The following is an 18,356-nucleotide window of genomic DNA, read 5'->3' on the forward strand; positions in this document are numbered from 1 at the left end:
GAATGCCATTTAGTGGCAAAAAGACCAAACGCAAACCCATGATCGGTCATGTAACGAAAATGAATGAGTCAGAGCGCACCCATTTCGAAACACGAATTCGCGAACGATTGGCGGAATTGCAAGAGGTGTCAGCCTCGGGACAGCAGGCTCAGGCCATTGTCGAGCTGGATCAACAGGCCGTTGGACGGCTGAGTCGCATGGATGCGCTGCAAAACCAGGCCATGGCCAAGGCACAGCAGACCAATCGCGATGTAGAAACACGCCGGCTTCTGGCCGCGTTGGCGCGGCTTGACGACGGCGAGTTCGGATATTGCGAAGACTGCGGCGAGCGTATTCCGGATGGGCGGCTGAATCTGGATCTGGCGGCCAGCAAATGCGTCAGCTGCGCGTCCGGATAGTCTGAAATCTGGCAAGCTGGTGCAGAACCATCTCAAAACACTGACAATATTGCAGATCATCAAACCCAGGTTCATCTGTCAGGACCCTGTTTCGCGCAACGGCCATAAGTGAACCATTGCCGTAAATCGGGTGGAGCTTGCCCGTGCGCTCCAAATGCCTGTCGGCCAATTCCGCCTCGTGGATCATCCGGGTACACAAAGCCTCCCGGTCCGGCTGCGGCACGACCAGCAAGGCGCGCGCCGAAGCACTGACATCCCCATGAAGAACCGGCCGCATCAGGCTGCTTGACCAACCACAAGACGCGACCAAGCACCCGGTCCGAATACAGCAGATACTTGGGCCACGTCGACCTCATAGCCCCCTGTCAGACCATCCGCCGCTTTCATGGCTGTCGAATAGGTCCACCTTGGTTCGGATGTCAGTTCTTCACGCAGAAGGGTTCCACCCGCAATGACACGGACCAGATAGGATTCGCTTTCTTCCCCCAAGGGGATCTCCAGCCCCGACCAGTCGTCCGCATCTGTTCGGGCACGTCGAATCCAGGTAAGCTCATCAACGGCGGCACCAGACCGAAGCCGCATGTGCACTGGCGCGTACGGGCGCAATCCGTTGCCATCAAACGAGGCAATCAGGTGTTGATAGGACGCGTCATCATAGCCGCGGGTTGCAGGCCCTATGCGATAATGCTTGGCAAGACGCCTTTCGTTTCGCAGCAGGCTGATCTGTTGCACCCTGTCATTCAGCAGAACGAATACTGATCCATCCGGCCAAACATCGGGCATCAAAGCGTCTGTTCCCAGTTGCCCCCTGAGCCGCCCGGACAATGCGTATACGTCCGGGGCCTCGAGCGCCGCGTCAGAGAACTGAAAAACTTCCCAGTTACCGGGTGTTCCGTCACCGATTGCAGCGAGATTGACACCATTCATTACCGAGCTGCGAGGACGGGATTCCAACTGACCCGCAAGCAGTTTGACCTTCATGGCAGGGCCCTCATCCCAGACACCGACACTGGCGCGCCTCAGCGGTGTTTCGGTTACGCCGACCACTGCCCGTTGGGCAATGACATCGCTCAGGCGATAGCTATCGTCACTGGACGAGGAATAGACCGTTGCAGTCCCAGGCCATGGATCTCCGGTAACCGCCAGATAGGGCGCGTGAGGGGCCTCGGCCCCGGTGATCAAGGGCAGGTCCAGAAAGACCGGCAGCACGGGGACCGGCGCGGCATACGGTTTGACCGTTGCCGGGTCGTCATTCAATTCGGATGCCTTGTACACGCCCTGCTCGATCCGGACCGCTTCAACCAGTTGCAGGTCAGCGGATTCCAACCAGTCAATCCGGTACACCGGCCCGGTTTCAGCGTCTGTCAAACGAACCAGATCTCCTGCCCCAAGGTGCATTTGAGACGGCGGAAGCGCAAACCGAACCGTATCGCGGGAAACTCTGGCTTCGCTCAACCAGCGTTCGGCGGTTTGCCGCCCTTCGGTGCGGGTCATGGACAGGGGCATCTCATTCACCGATACGGAATGGGTGCGATCATCGGGCAAAACCGCCTCTTCCGCGACGACATCATGATCCGCGTCCGACTGAACAAAACGCAAGCGAACGCGCCCGGTCATCTCGGCCTCGGCCTCGCGCCGGTATTCGAGCGAGCTTTCAAGATCGCTGCTGATCGCCAGATGATCGGGGTTTAAGGCAACTGCGCCGTACCCGTCGCGCATCTGGAACTTCAACACCCCATCCCTTTCGATCGCATCAAACCCATAGCGCAGCATCAGCGGCTGCAAGGCAGAACGGGCGTTTGTTACATCTTCGATGACATACCCGCGGACCACACCGTACAGACCAGTGACATCGACATCCGTGACACCTGCACCGTGGCAGATTTCGGTCACCACGGATGCCAAAGTACGAGACCCGGACCGACCGTTCAGCCAGTGCCCTCTGGGATAGTTCTCGCCATCGTCCCACTGGCTTCTCAGGTTAGGAAAGGTAGGAAATGGTCGGGTATCCCATGCCCAGACATACGCGTTTGCCATATCCAACATCGGCGCGCTGTAGATGTCCGAGATCGGATTGACCTTCGGATCGCTCCAATAGCCAAGCATCGCGGCCAGATACTGAACCTGGATGAAGTCGTCGCGCAGCCCGATTGAATACGCAGGCAACAGCGATTCCGATGACTTTGGGTCTAGGAACTTGTTCGGCTGGTTCGTGCCCTTGTCGATTGCCGCACACCCCAACTCGGTGAACCAGATCGGTTTCGAGCCGGGCACCCAATCGGTCGGGTTGGGTTGACGCACGCCTCCGATCCGTTCGTGATGCGGATTCGACCACCAGTTGCGCAGGTCCTTGTATCGCCAGATCCACGGCTCGTCATGCTCCTGATCTTCGATCGGAGTTCTGATCTGCGCTTCCGCCTCTTCCGGAGAGGCGTAATACCAGTCATATCCTTCACCGCCTTCAATATTGCTGCGAAGATAACTCAGGTCGTAGATCGAAGGCGCGCCAGCCTCGGCGTCCAGATGGTGTTCACGATTACGCCAATCGGACAACGGCATGTAGTTGTCGATGCCGATGAAATCGATGTTGTCGTCCGCCCAAAGAGGGTCGAGGTGAAAATACCTGTCGCCGGTGCCTTCTGGCTGGTATCCAAAATACTCACTCCAATCCGCTGCATAGCCGATTTTCGTGTCCGGCCCCAGAATCTGACGGACCTCGGCCGCCAAGGCGCGAAGCTGCGCAACCGCCGGAAAGCCCGAAGCCCCCCTGATCTGGGTCAGGCCCCGCATCTCGGACGATATGCAGAATGACGAAACACCGCCGGCAGCCTTGCACAACATGGCATAGTGCAGAATGAAACGCCGCAGGCCCCATTCCTGAGGGCCGGAGTATTTGATGATTTCTTTGGCCGTGACGCCGCTGTCCCCCAGCAGTCCGCCAAGGTAACCGCCCCCGGTTACCCAGGTTAAACCGGTATCGCCACTGTCATCAGGTCGGCCACCCGGTCTGGGCCTGACCAGACCACCCGTGCCGCCGCCGGTACCGCCCGATCCGTTCGAATCCTGGTTGATCGCAAAATCCTGTGCACGTGCTGATCCAAAGAACGCAGCGACCTGTGCATCGGCCCATGCCGTCTGGTCCGAAGAACCCGGGCGCCCCGGCGCCACATCCAGGGTGATCCGCCCACGCCATGGCAGGTGAGGCTGACTTGAAGCATCCGACCAGGGATCAGGCAGCCCGTTCCCCGGCAATTGCTCCATCAGGATGAAAGGATAAAACATCACCCGTTTACCGGATCGGTTCAGATGGCGGATCGCCTCTACCACTGCCGCATCGGCCGGAGTCCCCCCATAGACCGGTCGGCCGTTCTGCCGAGCCACAAGCCCCGCGTCGCTTCGGGCCTGATCAGACACGATCCAGGGCATATCGTTACTGTCTATCTCACGCTGTTCGATCTTGGGCCGAATTTTGCATTGCCCGCATCTCAGATCGTCGCCGAACCACGACACCACCAGTGATGCGGCATCACAATTGGGCAACTCGCTTTCCAGAGCACGGGTCGAGGATACAAGATCCGAGGCACCAGACGCGGAATGTGCGTTGGCTGGCCAGCTTTTACCAGATTGTGAATAATTCACCTGAGAGCTGGCCAGAGCGTATTCTCCGGTCCCCGGTATCATGGCGACCCCGCGCACGATCTGAGACACTGCGCTGTCATGATCGGGCATGTCTCGCTGCGTGGGGCGAACAATTCCAAATGAAAACTGCGGCACCCGGTTGCCGAAAGCGCCGAGCGGGAAGTCCTCGATCACGACATAGGCCGTTCCGCGATATGCCGGAACTGTTCCAGCACCTTCAATTGCCTCGATCAGCGGATCCGGCAACTGATCCCGCGTGCCATGATAAACCCGCATGTTGAGGCCGGATCGATCTTGTTCTTCTCCATCCGCCCAAATGCGCGCGACATCGGCAATCTCACCGGCGCCAACCGCAATTGCCAGCGAAATCGAGTAACTGTACGTGACAGTAGTCACCTCAGGGGTCTTGGGTTTTCCTTTGCCACCCCCACCACCACCCTCTGTGGTCGTCGTCTGGGTCTCCAAAAAGTCCGAAGCCCAAATGACCTGACCACCCACACGCATACGGCCAAACACGGTGGTCACCGGCGCGCCTTCGCCGGTTTCCGTCAACCGAAATCGATCCATGCGGCCGGTTTCGACGACTTCACTGCCACTGCCCATAACGGACTGGTTAAAGAACTTCTGATCAAGGACCCGCCCGACCGTCGCACCGACGGCCCGACCGATAACTGCGGTTGAAAGGCCCGCGACCGTGCCCCCAATCGAACCGCCCAGCGCAGCCCCGGCTGCGGAAAGAAGAATAGTGGCCATCAATACATCTCCATCGGGAATTCGAAACAGGAAACGATACGGCGGTACCAAGGCCTGCTCAGTGCGTTTTCCACCACGCCACGGCCGGAATACGCGTGAATAAAGCGGGGCTCGGGTTGCGTGGTACAAACGATGCCCAAATGCTTGGCGACGCTTGTGTCGCGCATCCGAAACAACAGAACGTCCCCCGAAGCCATCTTGCCTATTGGTTTTTCGACCAGATGCCGCCTGGCAGCCACCCACATACGTTCCTCACCCTGCGGCTCGGACCAGTCCATGCTGTATGCCGGAACAGATTCAGGTTCCTGCCCGATCACAGCGCGCCAAACGCCCCGCAACAGGCCCAGACAATCCGCACCGGCACCCTTGAACGAGGCCTGATGCACATAGGGCGTTCCAAGCCAATTGCGCGCCTCGGCCACAATATCCTCTCTACACGTCGTCACCGTATGCTGCCTCCGCTATTGGCTTTGCATTTCTTGGGAACAGCCATGACCCAGTCTTCGCCCGGAAGATCTGGGAACCCTTGAAAATTCAGAAAGTTGTCGAACTTGAACTGGCAGGTTTCCATGCGCTTGTCGCATCCTGCCCGCAGTTTAACACTGTCGCCAATCGCCAGGCTTGCCCCGAATCCGGACCAAAGTGTGATCTCTCGCCCTGTTGCAGTCTGCCTGTCGTTCTTGATCGACGACCACAACCCCTTGGCAGAACCGGAAACAACATCAACGCGACCCCGTTCGAACCAGCCTTCTTCAATGGTTTGACCCCCTGCAACATGCAGAAGGGTGCCGCCATCGAAACCCGAGATCACACCTTCGAACCAATAGCCCGGTGTGTCGGTGTTGAACCGGCAGGCCCGATCCCCCAACACAGCCGTGCAGGGCTTCTGGTAAACACGCCCCAAGGGGCGGTTCAGCAAGTCGGTCAGGCCACGCAATTCCGCATGGAAAGCGCCGCCAGAGCGGCGCAACTCACCAATTGAACCACGGAACTGAAGGACGCGCTGATCCAGATCGGCCCAGTTGACCAACCAGGCGCGCACCTCGGCCCCGTCAAATCGTCCTGCCTCGATATCCTCGTCGCGAATGGCCGCGTCAGACAGAGCGCCCATTGCTTCCGTGTTGTCGATGGACAGGCCCGTGGCCTGCTCGATGGCAGCGGCCGTCAGGCCGGTACTGGCCTTGAAGGTCAACCCGTCAAAACTCAGCTCCATGTCGTGGTCGGTAAAACCGTATTCCTGACCGTCCTTGCGTTTGATCGCCCAACAACGGCAGACCGTTGTCATCCCGCTCTGCAAATGCGTGTGCAGGCCCTGTATATCTTGAGCCATCAGATGCGCACCTCGACCACAGGAACGTTCGGTACATCACCGGCCTGAAAACTGGCGACACTGGTCTGGATTTTGTCGGTGTCAAAGCGCACCGGCACATCAAACTCAAAACCCGCGGTGATATCGACCTCTTCCGGCGGCGGGTCCGCAAACGTGACCTTGCCCGTCGTCAGTTCAACATCAAAATCCACGCCCTCGCGGACCTCATCCTGATCCAGACCCAGACGCACTGTACCCAATACCGGCTTTACGATAGGGCGCGCATAGCTGACCCCGCCCGAATGGTAGGTCTTGATCAACTGAAACTCGGTGCGTGTACCGTCGCCTTTGGCGATCACCTGATCTCCGAAACTGGTGTCCACCGTGGCCTTGCCGGATTTGAAATCCGACCAGTCTTTCCAGCGAAAGCCGAACATCTGACCCTGTCGTGCTTCGAAGAACGAAATCAGCGTCTCGATATCGTCCAGCGAACGCATCCCCAACCCCGCATCATATCGGCGGCGCGAATGGGCCCAGGGCGTGTTGCGCTCTTCAAAGCCATTGGCCAACGTCACAATGTCCGTCCGCCGTTCCGGGCCGCCGACCGAGCCAAAGCTTAGACTGGCGGGAAATCTCACCTCGTGGAAATTCATCAGCTGCTCCCTGATTTATCTATTGCGATTGCCACGCCCCAGCGCGCGGCTCATCTGGGCCGCTATCTGCCCCTGAGACCGGCGGAACCCTTGAACGTCCGGTGTTGAAATGTTCATCACCACATTCACAGCACGCCCAGCACCCTGCGTCCGCACGCCCAGCTTGCCATCGGCCCCACGCGCCAGCGGCATGATCGCCTCAGGCCCGGCTTCTCCCATCAGCCCGGTGCCGCCGCGCATGGGAAACGTTGTCGGGCCGCTGACCACACCACCATTGGCGAAGGGCATCACCCGGCCCTGGCTGAAGCTGCCGCCATCAGCAAAAGGCAGAATTCCCTTCACCAACCCGCCAACCGTGTTGGCTAGCATTCCGCCAAAGTGATCCGTCACCGGCTTGATCGCAGCCGCATAAGCCGTTTGGATCAAGGAGTTCTTCAGGACATCCAGCGCGCCGGAAAGACTCATCCCATCCAGAACGACACCATCGAAGGCCTTGCGCAATCCGCTGGACATGCCACGCTCCAGCGTGGCGACATCCTTGCCGGTCTCTTCAAATGCGGCACTGATGCGCTTCATCTGGCTGTCAAACGCCGCCGCCATAGTCGCAGCATCGCCGAGGGAATCGCCCAGCGCTTCTCCACGTTCTTGCAGGTCATCAAACCCGTCACGATCTGTCATCACGCTCTCCTTGTGTCTTGTCCGGATAAGCCGCCAGCAAAGCATCCAACCCCGCCCGGTTCATTGCGGACACGCCGGACCCCTGCCCCAGCATCAGCCGCAGCTCTGCCGGGGTCAGACGCCAGAATTGATCCGGCGTCAGTCGCAGCCCCAAAAATCCGGCCCCCATCAGGGCAGGCCAGTCGAACCCGCTCATGTGCCCTCCGGCACCATGAAGGCGCGCGCCAACAATTCGGCTCCAGTTCTGGCTGCAGCCATGGGACCGCCTTCGATCTCGGCATGCATCAGGTCGGCCCGGGCAACGTTCCAGCCACCGCCCCGCAGACCGGCAACGATGAGGGCCAAAACATCCGCACTGGAATACGCTCCGCCCTCAAACCGTTGCACCAGCTCAACCAGCGATCCTGCATTCAGCTCCTGCTCCAGCTCCGCCAAAGCACCAAGCGTCAGCTTGAGCACCCGCTGCTCGCCATCGATGGTCAGCGCCACCTCGCCTGTCCACGGATTGGCCATCGGATCAAAGCGCCGTAAAGGTCAGAGCACCGGCACTGGCCATGCTCATCTCATAGGTCGCCTCACCGTTGTGCGAACCTGCGTACTCAATGCTGGTGACCTGAAACCGACCTTCAACAACCCCAAAATCAGGGATGATGACCTGAAAGGCCGGAGTTTCACCATCGAAGAACAACTGCCGCGCACGCTCATCAGTGCCGGCATCCCTGAATACACCGGAACCGGAGATCGAAGCTGATTTGACCCCTGCCCCAGACAATAGCTCGCGCCATCCACCCTGACTTTCCAGGCTGGTGACATCCACACTTTCAGTATTGAAACTGATTCGCGTGGCCCGTAGCCCCGCGATCGTCTGGAACAGGCCGGTGCCGTTCATATCCACTTTGACCAAAAGGTCTTTTCCGTTCTGGGCAGCCATGTGCTCTCTCCGTTGATTGCTTAGTCATCTTCCACGCGAGCGCGGAATTTCAGGTCGATCTGGCGGATGGTGCCGCCGGTCCCGGTACGCCGGGCCGAAGCGCGCTCGAACCACAGTCCCACCAGCCGACCGCGATCCAGGTTAAGTGGCGCGTTTTCCAGCGCGTCACACACCGCGCCGGCCAGTGTCTTAGCAGCGCCAAATCCTGCCGACTCGGACACCACTGAAACGGTGAAACGGTGTATTGCGCCCGTGCCTGATCGGTCCGAGGCGTCTCGCACCTCTTCCGGGCCCAGCATCACATAGGTCTGCGGCACGGTTCCTGCGGGTACTGCATCATAGATCGCGCCACCCGATTAACTGCTGACTGCTGCGTCCGCTGAAAGCTGCTGATACACAGCCGCCTGTAAAGCGGCAGAAATGCCATAGCTCATGCCGCCACCTCTTCATCTGCGAAACAGGTCAGGTACTTGCCGCGGGCGTCAAGTTCGGCCACGGCCCGGATTACAAAACGCCGATTGCCCTCGCGAAACCGCTGATCAGGCGCGGGACGCATCGAAGACCCCATGCGCGCCCCACGCACCACGATGCGATACCCGACACGCGACACGGATATTCCAGCGATCTGCCGTTCTGCTCCACTGCGCGCCGTCACTTCGGCCCACAGTGTCCCCATCGCAGCCCATGTTTCGGTATAACCCCCCGACCCATCAGCACTTCGCATTGGCGCCTCCAGCACCAGTTTACGGTTCAGATGCGGCGTTTTCATTGCGAAATCCCCGCCCCGAAACGCACCATGCGATAGCGCTGGATCAGGCTGGTGACACCAAAGGGCATACAACCCGCGCCCAATGAGGTTTCATCTCGGTATTCATAGTAATGCGCCGCCAGCAGTAATACCGCCTGCCCCAGATCAGCAGGCAACCCGCCCCAATCCTGAGCCATCCCCGCGACAAAAGAAATCTTAGCAGAACCACCCGTTTTGATGGCAGGCAGGCTGGATCCCATAGGACGCACCCGAGGCCGTTGGCTATCATGCTCCAGCCGATAAGTTGCGGCGTCTGCAACCGTTTCAGCGCCGCTCTTGTCGGTCAGCGTCAAAGCCAGCACTGAAACCACCGGGGCCACGGGCAACACCTCTCCCGATGGGTCGCGCCACCTGTACAAACTCCACGAGAAGTCCCGCGCGATCAGAACCGCGCCGGTGCGTGCCTCGATCGCCGCAATGGCGGCTCGCAGGAACCCCTTCAACACTTCGTTCTGCACATCATCCTCGGCAAAACCCGTGCCCAATCTCAGATGCGCCTTGAACTGATCCACCGGCAGCGCCGCATCCGCGATGGCGGCCTCTTCGATCAACATCATCCACTCACTCCGCAATCTCGGACCCCTCCGAGGCCCCATCCTTGGAAAATGACGGGCACGCGCCGCCCCACGTTGCTCGGACGGAGGGGAGCAGCTAGACAACGCAGAGGATCTCACCCCGGCCCGCGCCCGCCGTCCGAGGGGCCAGCGCCCCCCGGATTCAGCCCGCGTTAGGCGGTGCCGAATTTCACCAGCTTGATCGCAGCGAAATCGCTGACATCGCCGCCGACGCGTTTGGTCGCATAGAACAGCACATGCGGCTTGGCGCTGAACGGATCGCGCAGCACGCGCAGATCAGGACGCTCGGCAATGGTGTAACCAGCCTGGAAGTCACCAAATGCAATTGAGAAACTGTCGGATGCCACATCCGGCATGTCCTCGGCGATCAGTACCGGATACCCCATCAGACGCGCCGGCTCACCTGCGGCCAGACCATCGGACCACAAGAAGCGGCCATCGCTGTCTTTCAACTTGCGGATCAGACCTGCGGTCTTCGAATTCATCACGAAGGTGCCATTGACCCGGTATTGCGCGCCCAGCGCATAAACCACATCGACAATCGCATCCGCGTCAATACCTGCATCAATACCAGTCGCAACATAGCCCAGGCTGCCCCAGGACCACGCATCATTCGGTACGGCTCGGTGGATCATCAACCCTTTGGGCTTGTCGACGCCATCGCCGTTGATGAAAGCCGCCGCCTCAGCGCGTGCAAATTTGCCGGCAATGCGCCCGGCCAGCCAACCTTCGACATCGAAGGCGCTGTCATCCAGCAGACGCTGCGACGCCTTGGGCAGAGCGCTCAGCTCGTGCAGCTGGATCGAGATACGATCGATCGACGGGGTTCCGGTTTCCGCCGTGGCCGAGTTTTCATCCGCCCAGCCCGCACCTACATCGGTGTGATCAATCAGCACGTCGAACGAATTTGCCTCGACATTCACAACCGATGCAATCGACCGGATAGATGCCGTCGAGTTCAAAACGGACTTGATCGTCTCGGCGGTCTGCGGATCAACCAGATAGCCACCATCGCTATTGACCGCTGAGGACAGCGATTTGGCTTCCATCTCGAGGCCGCGCAGCCCGTCATCTTCGCCGGACCGCACATAGGTATCAAATGCCTTCTGATGTGGGGCTCCGTCCTCGATCGAAGCCGCAAGATGCGGGCGTGCCGCGATAGTTGATTTACGATCCAGCATGGTCAGTCGCTCTTCAGTCTGTTGCAGTTTAGTTTTAACTTCGGCATTCAGGCCCTTGAATTCATTTACGAAGCCAGCCATCGCCTGCTTCACCTCCTGAACCAGGGGCGCACCCTCTCCGGTCAAGGCCGGGGTTTCGGTCTTGCTCATCAGCATGTCCTGTTCTGAGTGGTTTTGAGGCGCGCTAGTTCCGCGCCAGCTCCTGCCGGGCATCGTTGAATACGTCGGCAATACAGCGCAGGGCTTCCTCGGCGTCAGGGTTTCGCCCCTTCGCCGCCACCCGCGCACTGGGCAGCATCGGGAACGTCACCAAAGACACCTCCCACAGCTCCAGTTCGGTCAGGACCCGCTGGCCCTTGTCATTCTTCACCGCCCGCTTGGTGCGATAGCCAATCGACAGGCCATCCATCGCCCCCGCCCGGATCAACTCCGCCGCCTCACGACCCTTCTGCGTGCTCTCCAGCAAACGTCCCTTGACCCACAGGCCCTTGTCATCCTCACGCACTTCGTCCCACACGCCGATGGGCTGGGACGGATCGTGCTGCCACAGCATCTTGACCCGCTGACCCGCCTTGGCCAGCCCGTCAAGCGAGCCGCGATAGGCTCCACGCTGCACCACGTCACTGCCCTGATCGACCTGCCCAAACAGGCTTGCATAGCCCTCGATCACCGAGTCATCCGTGACCGACAAACCGTCGCCGAACCGTGCAAATTTATGCTCCAAATCCATGAACTTCTCCATGTAACCCATTGAACTTATGGCGCCACCACCAACAGAGACTGAAACGCCTGTGCCAGGATCACCGCCGCCACGCCATAGACCGTCAGCCACAACCGGCGTTCCAGCCGCTCCATCATCTCTTCGATCTGATCCAGACGACGACACAAATGTGCATGCTGGATCTCGGCCACCCGCTCATGCGCGGCCAGACGCAGGCCCGGCGCGCACTCGAACGAGGGATACCCCTCACCCATCACCACGCTCCGGCAGGCCCAGCAAGGCACGCTTCTCGGCATCCGTCAGGAAGTCGGCCCCATTGACCCGCGCCCATTGCGCATCGCGTTCGGCAGACAAGGCAGGCACCTGATCCAGGTCAGGCTTCAACACCAGTTCCTCACCGGTAAAGCCCGCCAGCCACTCCGACACCGCCGCCGCCACCCGCGTCACCAGAGGCAGCACGGTCAGGCGATAGAACGCCCGGTTGGCCTCCTGATAGTTCGAATAAGTCGCGTCGCCCTGGATCCCCAGCAGCATCGGCGGGACCCCAAAGGCCAGCGCGATCTCGCGGGCGGCGGCTTCCTTGGTCTTTTGAAACTCCATGTCCGAGGGCGAGAAACCCATCGGCTTCCAATCCAGCCCCCCTTCCAGAACCATCGGACGACCCGCATTGCGCGCCCCGCGATAGTTCTGTTCGATCTCGTCGCTTAGGCGCCGGAACTGATCCTCGGCCATCACCCCATGGCCATCGCCCTTCCACACCAACGCCCCCGAAGGCCGCGCAGCATTGTCGAGCAGCGATTTTGACCAGCGAGACGCGCTGTTGTGCACATCAATCGCCATCGCCGCAGCCTGCATCGGCGAGAACCCGTAATGATCATCCTGAGGGTGGAACGACTTGATATGGCAAATGTTTTCCGCTGAAAATCGGTGCTTCTTGCCGCCCACAGCGTAGTCATACGCCTTGGGCCACCCATCCGCCCCCGGCACCACGCTCATCCGGTCCGAGCGCAAAACGTGCAGCTCAACCGGCAGCCCCTCGTCAGCCTGCACCGCCTCGACATAGGCATTGCCCGACAGCAGCAACTGCCCGAACAGCGCCTCCATCAATTCCGCCCGCCCCTGCGCCGCATTTGGACGGCGCATCAGGGACAGGATCGGATGTACATCATAGCGCTGCGCCTGATCCTGCAGTACCAACGGCAGTGCCGCCGCCGCCTCGGCAATCAACTTGACCGAGCGAAACCCCACCGGGTTCCCCGAAAACCCCGCCCGCGTCAGCGACACCACATCCCGAGGGCTCCACGCCACGCGCCCGCCCGTCTGCCACGCCACCACAGGCCCCGCCGCGCTCGCCTTCGCCTCGGGCGCTGCCTCAGCCGATCCACGACGCAAGAAATCGAATACCATCTGTGCTCCTTTCTGCCGCCGCTCTGCCCGGCTTGTTGAAAGGAGTTATGACGGAAAGAAGTTTAAGCCTCGGGAATGGGGCGTACGGCGGCTGGGCAACGGGTCATTCACCTGGATCGTTTCGGTTTGCGAACCTATCCTCGATCACACTAAACATGAGAATGACGTATACCCAAGGCAATGCAAGAACGTAGTAAAGAACTGATCTTTGTCCAGAAATCGACGCAACCACCAAAATTGCGACAAAGACTAACCGGACAGGCAAACCTCGCTTCAGAACGGGGAGCTCATCTGCAGTCGGCGGTCTAAACACGTTTTGGAGGAAATTCATCAGATGCATCCTAAAGGCTAAAACCCCGAATTCATAATTGCTGCAAATATCCCAATCACAAGGACCCCCGACCGAAGATCAGTTCGTTAGACCAACTGTGGTGTTTGTGGTTATTTGGATTATTTTCATCGTAGTATACGGTTATTTCTTGCCCAACCTGATGCCAATTTGGATCCGATCCACTAATGCCGGAATACGAACGACCTGAGACAAAGAAATCGAACTCAATACGTTCCTTGTTGTAGTCTAGTTTCACCACTTTGCCCGTTGTCTTCGTCCAGTTGCGACGGGCTCTTACGTGCGTAGAAAGCACGCCAAGCCCAGCAGCGGCAAATATCAATCCTATGACAAGCTCCGGGTTTGGCTCAAAATACAAATGGGCGGCAACCGCCGCAGCAAGTGCAGCAGTTACCAGAAGATAGGGTGTCTTGAGCAATTATTTGGTCCCAACAGTCGAATGGTGTAGCGCTTGAACTCATATCTCCTATTTGAACTCAACCGGGCGTAGAGTTCAAGTTTGCTTGAGCCTCGCACTCATCACCGCAACCGCATTGTACTTTGCGAAACCCTATTTCACAAACTCCGCACCCTAGGCCGCCGATACGCCCCCGCAGGCCCCACCACCAACTCATGCAGCGCCCAGACCAGCGCGTCGACCCGGTCAGGCGAGCCCTGCCCCTCAAACCCACGCGCGGTCAGCTGGCACATCTGCTCCTCCAGCGCGCCCAGCCCCGCCACATGGGCTACTCGCCCCTGCTCGTATAACGCCGCCACAGGTTCCGCCCGCGCGACCTTGCCGCGCGACGCCCGTACCGCCCGATAAGGCACCAGAGGGTCCACCTGCCGCACGACCTCTTCCACCAGCTGCCCGCCCTGATTGACCTCGGCCACCAGCCGTTCGGCCCCGAACTCATCCATCGCGTCAATCGCCGCCTGCGCCCAGCCCGCCGGGCCAACGCCCTGCACCGTCCGGTCGGCCAGCACGAACGCCCGACACTCCTCGGGCGGCCCCTGCACCTGAGCGCCCACGACCACGATACCGCAAGCATCCGCATCTGAACCGGAGGTCACCGCCGGGTCCAGCGCCACGACGATGCGATCCAACGCGGGCACCTGTGCACAGCGCGCCGCCTCCAGCATCGACCCCGTCCACAGCGCCCCTTCGGCATCCGATAGCAGCACCCCGTCCAGCTCCTGACGCCCCAGCCGCGTGCCAGCGTACCGCGCGCGTACCTCCTCCAGAAATGAGCCCGCCAGATTGGCCCGGTTCGCCTCGGTCGGCGCATGGGTCTGCGCGGTCGACGGTGACGCCAGCAATTCCTTCAAAACCTTCACGTTGCGCGGTGTCGTGGTCACACAGACCCGAGGCCGTTCCCCCAAACGCAAAGCAAATTGCAACATGTCCCAGGTCTCGCCCGCCTTCTTCCACTTGGCCAGTTCATCCACCCAGGCCGCATCGAACTGCGGGCCGCGCAACCCTTCGGGGTCATGCGCCGAAAACGCCTGCGCCTCGGCCCCGTTGGGCCAGATCAGCTTGCGTTCGGATGCCTTCCACGCAGGCCGACGATCCGGCGGTGAGCATTGCAATATCCCGCTATCGCCAAAGATCATCACGTCGCGCACCTGATCAAAGGTCTCACCGACCAAGGCCACTCGACACGCCTCGCCGCGATCCAGCGGCAAAGCCCCCTCAACCACCTGTCGCACCCATTCGGACCCGGCCCGCGTCTTACCAGCACCGCGCCCCCCCATGATAACCCAGGACCGCCAGTCGCCTTCGGGCGGCAACTGATGCGGCAGTGCCCAGAACTCGAACAGGAAAGGGAGGGCGCACAGCCCCCCCTCCCCGATCTCACTTAGAAATCTGTTCTGCACCGCAACAGGCGCGGAGGCGAGCCAACCTGCACCCGACTTCAAACCGAGCTCGGTCAAGATCGAGCGCGTACCCTCCTTGGGCAATTCCGGCTTGTCTGTGATGTTGTTCGACAAAGCTTGTCTCCACTTTCTGACAACTTCGGATCAGCCCCTCTAACTGCCCGAGTTGCTTGGCTGAACCAGCAAGATCTGCATCCTCCCCGGCTCCGATCTGTTTGCGCAGTTCTTCCGCTGCTTGCCGCAGATCTCGAATGGACCTCTCAAGCGACTGCAACAAGTCAGCCGTCTGGGAAATCCGCTCTTCCGGGGTAATTAAAGTCATGTTTGCCTGTGACCTCATGCGTGAGTTTTCTCCGCACGAGAGAAGCGAAAAACGGCCACCGGGTCGCCCCGGGGCCGTCGCCCGCCTCTTCTAGCATGACATAACTAGTACGGAATTACGTACGTAATGTCAATAAGTTACGCAACACTAGCGCAACGCAGGGCGACCGCTGTGTTGAGTATTCCTTTACCAGATGCTCTCAGCCCTGGCCTGTCAAATCCTGCGCCAACATCAGCGCATTCCTGTCCGGATCATAGAACGTGGCCGTGCTGACCATCCCCTCAATCGTTTCCGTTTCACCGTCAAATTCCACTCCAGCCGCCTCCAACTTTCTGCGCGCATCCACGATATCCGCAACTTCGAAGACAGGCACGCAGTTCCCCGGAGAGGCTTCGGCCTGTTCGCCCAGCCCCAAAGTGACTCCGTCGACATTCGTCCGCATTTCGCTCCATCCCGCTTCATCAATGTGGTGGATAAGCTCAAACCCGAGATTGACGGCATACCAATCTGCGCTGGCATGTCGATCCTGCACGGACATCGCAAGTGTAATAGTGTTTTTCAATGAAACGAGAGGCATAAGGCTTCCTTTTTTTCAAAAATATAGCTACTATTATTTATGGACATCAATACACTTGTCAAGCTGACATCTCGGGCTTGGTCACTGAACATTCTTGCCCTGCTGCACGCCAAAGTTCCGGGCCGACAAGCCCCGCTTTTGGCCGCAACCAACGCAAGCCGAACGGCCTTTGCAACCAGCCTTGCTCATCTTATTGATCTAGGAATGATCGAAAGAAATCCCGGTCACGGGCATCCTCTACGTTCAGAATTTCGACTGACGCCAACCGGAATCAAAGCCGCGTCAGTCGCCAGCAAGATAATTATTACCGCCCGAACTGAGGATGAAACCAGACTTCTGCGAAAAACATGGACTGTGCCAGTTCTGGCGCTGGCAGGCACCCCTCATCGTTTCTCGGCAATCAAATCGGGCCTCACGATCATTACAGATCGGGCGCTGTCCTCATCCCTTCACCAGCTGGAAGAACGAAACTGGATCCGGCGCAACATTGAAACTGCCGAGAGGATGCCATTTCCAACCTATCAGGCCGTGAATGCTGGAAAAGAGATCAGCAGGGCTGTTGGCTTGCCACTGTGATCACCTACTGCCTAGTGCCTTTTTCAACCCGGAAGATCACCCGAATTTTTAACCGCGCTTGACATTCCACCACCGAACCCTCATGTGCCTACCATCACAGCGCTGTAGCGTGAGCCCGAGCGGACCTGGTCCGCCCCACAGCGCCAGTTTATCATTCCAGTTCCCCATCACGCAGGGTTCTTGACGCGACGGCCGGATGGCGCAGGATGCACCTGCTCGTTCCGAGGTCTCGCACAACCCCTGCCGGTCGCCCACGAGCGACCCTTCATGACCTGTCCGCGGGCCAACGCTCCGGGCTGTAAAGGATAGTTATTTGTTCGACTTTGATATGCTGGGCCTTGCCCCGGCACTGAACGAGGCACTTAAACGCGCCAATTTCACTCAACCCACACCGATCCAGAACCAGGCGATTCCGCTTGCTCTGAATGGTCACGACATTCTGGGACTGGCTCAAACCGGCACCGGCAAGACACTGGCTTTTGGCCTGCCTCTGATCGATCACCTTCTGGCCCAGTCTGGTAAGCCAGATCCGAAAACCTCCAAGGCGCTGATTCTGGCGCCCACCCGCGAACTCGTGAACCAGATCGCCGACAGCCTCCGTACCCTGACGAAGGGCACCAAGCTGCGCGTGGCCACCGTTGTAGGCGGCCAGTCGATCAATAAACAGATAATGTTTCTCTCTCGTGGCACTGATATTCTGGTCGCCACACCGGGTCGCCTGATAGACTTGATGGAACGTGGTGCAGTAAATCTCGGAGCGGTACGCCATCTGGTGCTGGACGAAGCTGACCAGATGCTCGACCTTGGCTTTATCCATGCACTGCGCAAAATCGCGCCGGCACTGGGCACTCCACGCCAAACCATGTTGTTTTCGGCCACCATGCCGAAGCAGATGGAAGAACTCAGCCGCGCCTACCTGACCAACCCGCAGCGGGTGCAGGTCTCGCCTCCGGGCAAAGCGGCGGACAAGATTACGCAGTCGTTGCACTTCGTTTCCAAACCCGGAAAACCAATCAAGCTGCGTGAAATCCTGTCGAAAGATGTGGATGCCCTGACACTGGTCTTTACCCGCACCAAACATGGTGCAGAACGGCTGATGAAGGGCCTTGTAGCTGACGGCTATAACGCCGCATCCATCCACGGCAACAAAAGCCAGGGTCAGCGCGATCGCGCGATCAAGGCGTTCCGCGCGGGTGAAATCAACATTCTGGTGGCCACCGACGTTGCGGCCCGAGGCATCGACATCCCGGGCGTCGCCTACGTGATCAACTTTGACCTGCCCGAGGTGCCTGACAACTACGTCCACCGTATCGGGCGCACCGCCCGAGCTGGGCGCGAGGGCGAAGCCATCGCCTTCTGCTCCCCGGAAGAAGTTGATCTGCTGCGTCAGATTCAAAAGCTGATGAAGATCGAGATCCCGGTTGCCAGTGGCTCGATGCCAGAAGCTGTGCAACCTGAAAAACCGGCGCGCCGCCCGAACAACCGCCGCCGGGGGTTCAAACCCAAACCCGCCAACGGGGAAGGAAAACCCGCAGCAAACAAACGGCGTCGCCCACGCGGCAAACGCCCTGCGGCGTAAGGTCGGCCTGCACAATAAAAGGCCAACGCCGGGTCACAAGCCG

The 18,356-nt window shown here is 59.4% G+C and carries 21 protein-coding genes and 1 pseudogene; 3 read left to right on the forward strand and 19 right to left on the reverse strand.

Annotated features, from left to right (window positions below):
* Positions 1 to 59 precede the first annotated feature (59 nt).
* Positions 60 to 398, forward strand: a complete 339-nt coding sequence (locus tag AC2FJB_RS01100; RefSeq protein WP_496718548.1) for a TraR/DksA family transcriptional regulator — start codon at positions 60 to 62, stop codon at positions 396 to 398.
* Here AC2FJB_RS01100 and AC2FJB_RS01105 read toward each other — a convergent pair.
* The 19 genes and pseudogenes from AC2FJB_RS01105 to AC2FJB_RS01195 form a co-directional block, all read right to left on the reverse strand.
* Positions 379 to 675 carry a DUF7742 family protein gene (locus tag AC2FJB_RS01105; RefSeq protein WP_496718550.1) on the reverse strand — a complete coding sequence of 99 codons (297 nt, stop codon included), beginning with the start codon at positions 673 to 675 and terminating at the stop codon, positions 379 to 381. The genes AC2FJB_RS01100 and AC2FJB_RS01105 overlap by 20 nt on opposite strands.
* Positions 675 to 4,790 carry a baseplate multidomain protein megatron gene (locus AC2FJB_RS01110; protein ID WP_496718551.1) on the reverse strand — a complete coding sequence of 1,372 codons (4,116 nt, stop codon included), beginning with the start codon at positions 4,788 to 4,790 and terminating at the stop codon, positions 675 to 677. Before AC2FJB_RS01110 ends, AC2FJB_RS01105 begins: the two co-directional genes overlap by 1 nt.
* Positions 4,790 to 5,236, reverse strand: coding sequence for an NlpC/P60 family protein (locus AC2FJB_RS01115; protein WP_496718553.1), 447 nt, complete (start codon positions 5,234 to 5,236; stop codon positions 4,790 to 4,792). The genes AC2FJB_RS01110 and AC2FJB_RS01115 overlap by 1 nt, the downstream gene beginning before the upstream one ends.
* Entirely contained in the window at positions 5,233 to 6,120 is an 888-nt protein-coding gene (locus tag AC2FJB_RS01120) for a phage/gene transfer agent baseplate hub protein (protein ID WP_496718554.1), read from the reverse strand. Before AC2FJB_RS01120 ends, AC2FJB_RS01115 begins: the two co-directional genes overlap by 4 nt.
* Positions 6,120 to 6,752, reverse strand: a complete 633-nt coding sequence (locus tag AC2FJB_RS01125; RefSeq protein WP_496671330.1) for a phage distal tail protein, Rcc01695 family — start codon at positions 6,750 to 6,752, stop codon at positions 6,120 to 6,122. The genes AC2FJB_RS01120 and AC2FJB_RS01125 overlap by 1 nt, the downstream gene beginning before the upstream one ends.
* Positions 6,753 to 6,767: 15 nt before the next feature.
* The gene (locus tag AC2FJB_RS01130) at positions 6,768 to 7,430 is read right to left on the reverse strand and encodes an RcGTA-type gene transfer agent tail tape measure protein (protein WP_171204954.1); all 663 of its coding nucleotides are present in this window, start codon (positions 7,428 to 7,430) and stop codon (positions 6,768 to 6,770) included.
* Complete coding sequence (locus tag AC2FJB_RS01135) at positions 7,417 to 7,626, reverse strand: rcc01693 family protein (RefSeq protein WP_496718555.1); 210 nt, start codon at positions 7,624 to 7,626, stop codon at positions 7,417 to 7,419. Before AC2FJB_RS01135 ends, AC2FJB_RS01130 begins: the two co-directional genes overlap by 14 nt.
* Positions 7,623 to 7,943 carry a gene transfer agent family protein gene (locus tag AC2FJB_RS01140; protein ID WP_117868627.1) on the reverse strand — a complete coding sequence of 107 codons (321 nt, stop codon included), beginning with the start codon at positions 7,941 to 7,943 and terminating at the stop codon, positions 7,623 to 7,625. The genes AC2FJB_RS01135 and AC2FJB_RS01140 overlap by 4 nt, the downstream gene beginning before the upstream one ends.
* Before the next feature lie 4 nt (positions 7,944 to 7,947).
* Positions 7,948 to 8,361, reverse strand: a complete 414-nt coding sequence (locus AC2FJB_RS01145) for a phage major tail protein, TP901-1 family (RefSeq protein ID WP_496718556.1) — start codon at positions 8,359 to 8,361, stop codon at positions 7,948 to 7,950.
* A gap of 20 nt (positions 8,362 to 8,381) precedes the next feature.
* Positions 8,382 to 8,795, reverse strand: a pseudogene (locus AC2FJB_RS01150) (DUF3168 domain-containing protein).
* On the reverse strand, positions 8,792 to 9,130 hold the full coding sequence (locus AC2FJB_RS01155; protein WP_299894024.1) for a phage head closure protein: 339 nt from the start codon (positions 9,128 to 9,130) through the stop codon (positions 8,792 to 8,794). The pseudogene AC2FJB_RS01150 and the gene AC2FJB_RS01155 overlap by 4 nt, the downstream one beginning before the upstream one ends.
* Positions 9,127 to 9,726 carry a head-tail connector protein gene (locus AC2FJB_RS01160; RefSeq protein ID WP_496718557.1) on the reverse strand — a complete coding sequence of 200 codons (600 nt, stop codon included), beginning with the start codon at positions 9,724 to 9,726 and terminating at the stop codon, positions 9,127 to 9,129. The genes AC2FJB_RS01155 and AC2FJB_RS01160 overlap by 4 nt, the downstream gene beginning before the upstream one ends.
* A gap of 170 nt (positions 9,727 to 9,896) precedes the next feature.
* The gene (locus AC2FJB_RS01165) at positions 9,897 to 11,075 is read right to left on the reverse strand and encodes a phage major capsid protein (RefSeq protein WP_496718558.1); all 1,179 of its coding nucleotides are present in this window, start codon (positions 11,073 to 11,075) and stop codon (positions 9,897 to 9,899) included.
* Between the two features lie 34 nt (positions 11,076 to 11,109).
* Positions 11,110 to 11,667 carry an HK97 family phage prohead protease gene (locus AC2FJB_RS01170; RefSeq protein WP_496718673.1) on the reverse strand — a complete coding sequence of 186 codons (558 nt, stop codon included), beginning with the start codon at positions 11,665 to 11,667 and terminating at the stop codon, positions 11,110 to 11,112.
* Positions 11,668 to 11,681: 14 nt separating this feature from the next.
* Entirely contained in the window at positions 11,682 to 11,900 is a 219-nt protein-coding gene (locus tag AC2FJB_RS01175) for a GTA head formation protein, RCAP_rcc01685 family (protein WP_152458319.1), read from the reverse strand.
* The gene (locus AC2FJB_RS01180; protein WP_496718559.1) at positions 11,893 to 13,053 is read right to left on the reverse strand and encodes a phage portal protein; all 1,161 of its coding nucleotides are present in this window, start codon (positions 13,051 to 13,053) and stop codon (positions 11,893 to 11,895) included. The genes AC2FJB_RS01175 and AC2FJB_RS01180 overlap by 8 nt, the downstream gene beginning before the upstream one ends.
* A gap of 386 nt (positions 13,054 to 13,439) precedes the next feature.
* Positions 13,440 to 13,820, reverse strand: a complete 381-nt coding sequence (locus AC2FJB_RS01185; protein WP_496718560.1) for a DUF3592 domain-containing protein — start codon at positions 13,818 to 13,820, stop codon at positions 13,440 to 13,442.
* A 137-nt stretch (positions 13,821 to 13,957) separates the two neighbouring features.
* Positions 13,958 to 15,259, reverse strand: coding sequence for a DNA-packaging protein (locus tag AC2FJB_RS01190; protein WP_496718674.1), 1,302 nt, complete (start codon positions 15,257 to 15,259; stop codon positions 13,958 to 13,960).
* A 521-nt stretch (positions 15,260 to 15,780) separates the two neighbouring features.
* Positions 15,781 to 16,158, reverse strand: coding sequence for a VOC family protein (locus tag AC2FJB_RS01195; protein WP_117868619.1), 378 nt, complete (start codon positions 16,156 to 16,158; stop codon positions 15,781 to 15,783).
* Between the two features lie 39 nt (positions 16,159 to 16,197).
* Here AC2FJB_RS01195 and AC2FJB_RS01200 point away from each other — a divergent pair, with 39 nt between their 5' ends.
* Together AC2FJB_RS01200 and AC2FJB_RS01205 are read left to right on the forward strand one after the other, a co-directional pair.
* Positions 16,198 to 16,734, forward strand: coding sequence for a winged helix-turn-helix transcriptional regulator (locus tag AC2FJB_RS01200; RefSeq protein WP_496718561.1), 537 nt, complete (start codon positions 16,198 to 16,200; stop codon positions 16,732 to 16,734).
* 313 nt (positions 16,735 to 17,047) lie between these two features.
* Positions 17,048 to 18,313 (forward strand): DEAD/DEAH box helicase, encoded by a 1,266-nt coding sequence (locus AC2FJB_RS01205; RefSeq protein WP_299894046.1) that lies wholly within the window; start codon positions 17,048 to 17,050, stop codon positions 18,311 to 18,313.
* Positions 18,314 to 18,356 lie beyond the last annotated feature (43 nt).

This window comes from Ruegeria sp. CDSC085 (assembly GCF_059610465.1).

Bases quoted from the DNA above. Each gene is read 5' to 3' on its own strand.
- AC2FJB_RS01170 (WP_496718673.1), bottom strand. From the start codon at position 11,667: ATGGAGAAGTTCATGGATTTGGAGCATAAATTTGCACGGTTCGGCGAC.
- AC2FJB_RS01160 (WP_496718557.1), bottom strand. From the start codon at position 9,726: ATGATGTTGATCGAAGAGGCCGCCATCGCGGATGCGGCGCTGCCGGTG.
- AC2FJB_RS01155 (WP_299894024.1), bottom strand. From the start codon at position 9,130: ATGAAAACGCCGCATCTGAACCGTAAACTGGTGCTGGAGGCGCCAATG.
- AC2FJB_RS01200 (WP_496718561.1), top strand. From the start codon at position 16,198: ATGGACATCAATACACTTGTCAAGCTGACATCTCGGGCTTGGTCACTG.
- AC2FJB_RS01100 (WP_496718548.1), top strand. From the start codon at position 60: ATGAATGAGTCAGAGCGCACCCATTTCGAAACACGAATTCGCGAACGA.
- AC2FJB_RS01140 (WP_117868627.1), bottom strand. From the start codon at position 7,943: ATGGCCAATCCGTGGACAGGCGAGGTGGCGCTGACCATCGATGGCGAG.
- AC2FJB_RS01145 (WP_496718556.1), bottom strand. From the start codon at position 8,361: ATGGCTGCCCAGAACGGAAAAGACCTTTTGGTCAAAGTGGATATGAAC.
- AC2FJB_RS01175 (WP_152458319.1), bottom strand. From the start codon at position 11,900: ATGGGTGAGGGGTATCCCTCGTTCGAGTGCGCGCCGGGCCTGCGTCTG.
- AC2FJB_RS01105 (WP_496718550.1), bottom strand. From the start codon at position 675: ATGCGGCCGGTTCTTCATGGGGATGTCAGTGCTTCGGCGCGCGCCTTG.
- AC2FJB_RS01195 (WP_117868619.1), bottom strand. From the start codon at position 16,158: ATGCCTCTCGTTTCATTGAAAAACACTATTACACTTGCGATGTCCGTG.
- AC2FJB_RS01130 (WP_171204954.1), bottom strand. From the start codon at position 7,430: ATGACAGATCGTGACGGGTTTGATGACCTGCAAGAACGTGGAGAAGCG.
- AC2FJB_RS01110 (WP_496718551.1), bottom strand. From the start codon at position 4,790: ATGGCCACTATTCTTCTTTCCGCAGCCGGGGCTGCGCTGGGCGGTTCG.
- AC2FJB_RS01120 (WP_496718554.1), bottom strand. From the start codon at position 6,120: ATGGCTCAAGATATACAGGGCCTGCACACGCATTTGCAGAGCGGGATG.
- AC2FJB_RS01180 (WP_496718559.1), bottom strand. From the start codon at position 13,053: ATGGTATTCGATTTCTTGCGTCGTGGATCGGCTGAGGCAGCGCCCGAG.
- AC2FJB_RS01135 (WP_496718555.1), bottom strand. From the start codon at position 7,626: ATGAGCGGGTTCGACTGGCCTGCCCTGATGGGGGCCGGATTTTTGGGG.
- AC2FJB_RS01125 (WP_496671330.1), bottom strand. From the start codon at position 6,752: ATGAATTTCCACGAGGTGAGATTTCCCGCCAGTCTAAGCTTTGGCTCG.
- AC2FJB_RS01165 (WP_496718558.1), bottom strand. From the start codon at position 11,075: ATGAGCAAGACCGAAACCCCGGCCTTGACCGGAGAGGGTGCGCCCCTG.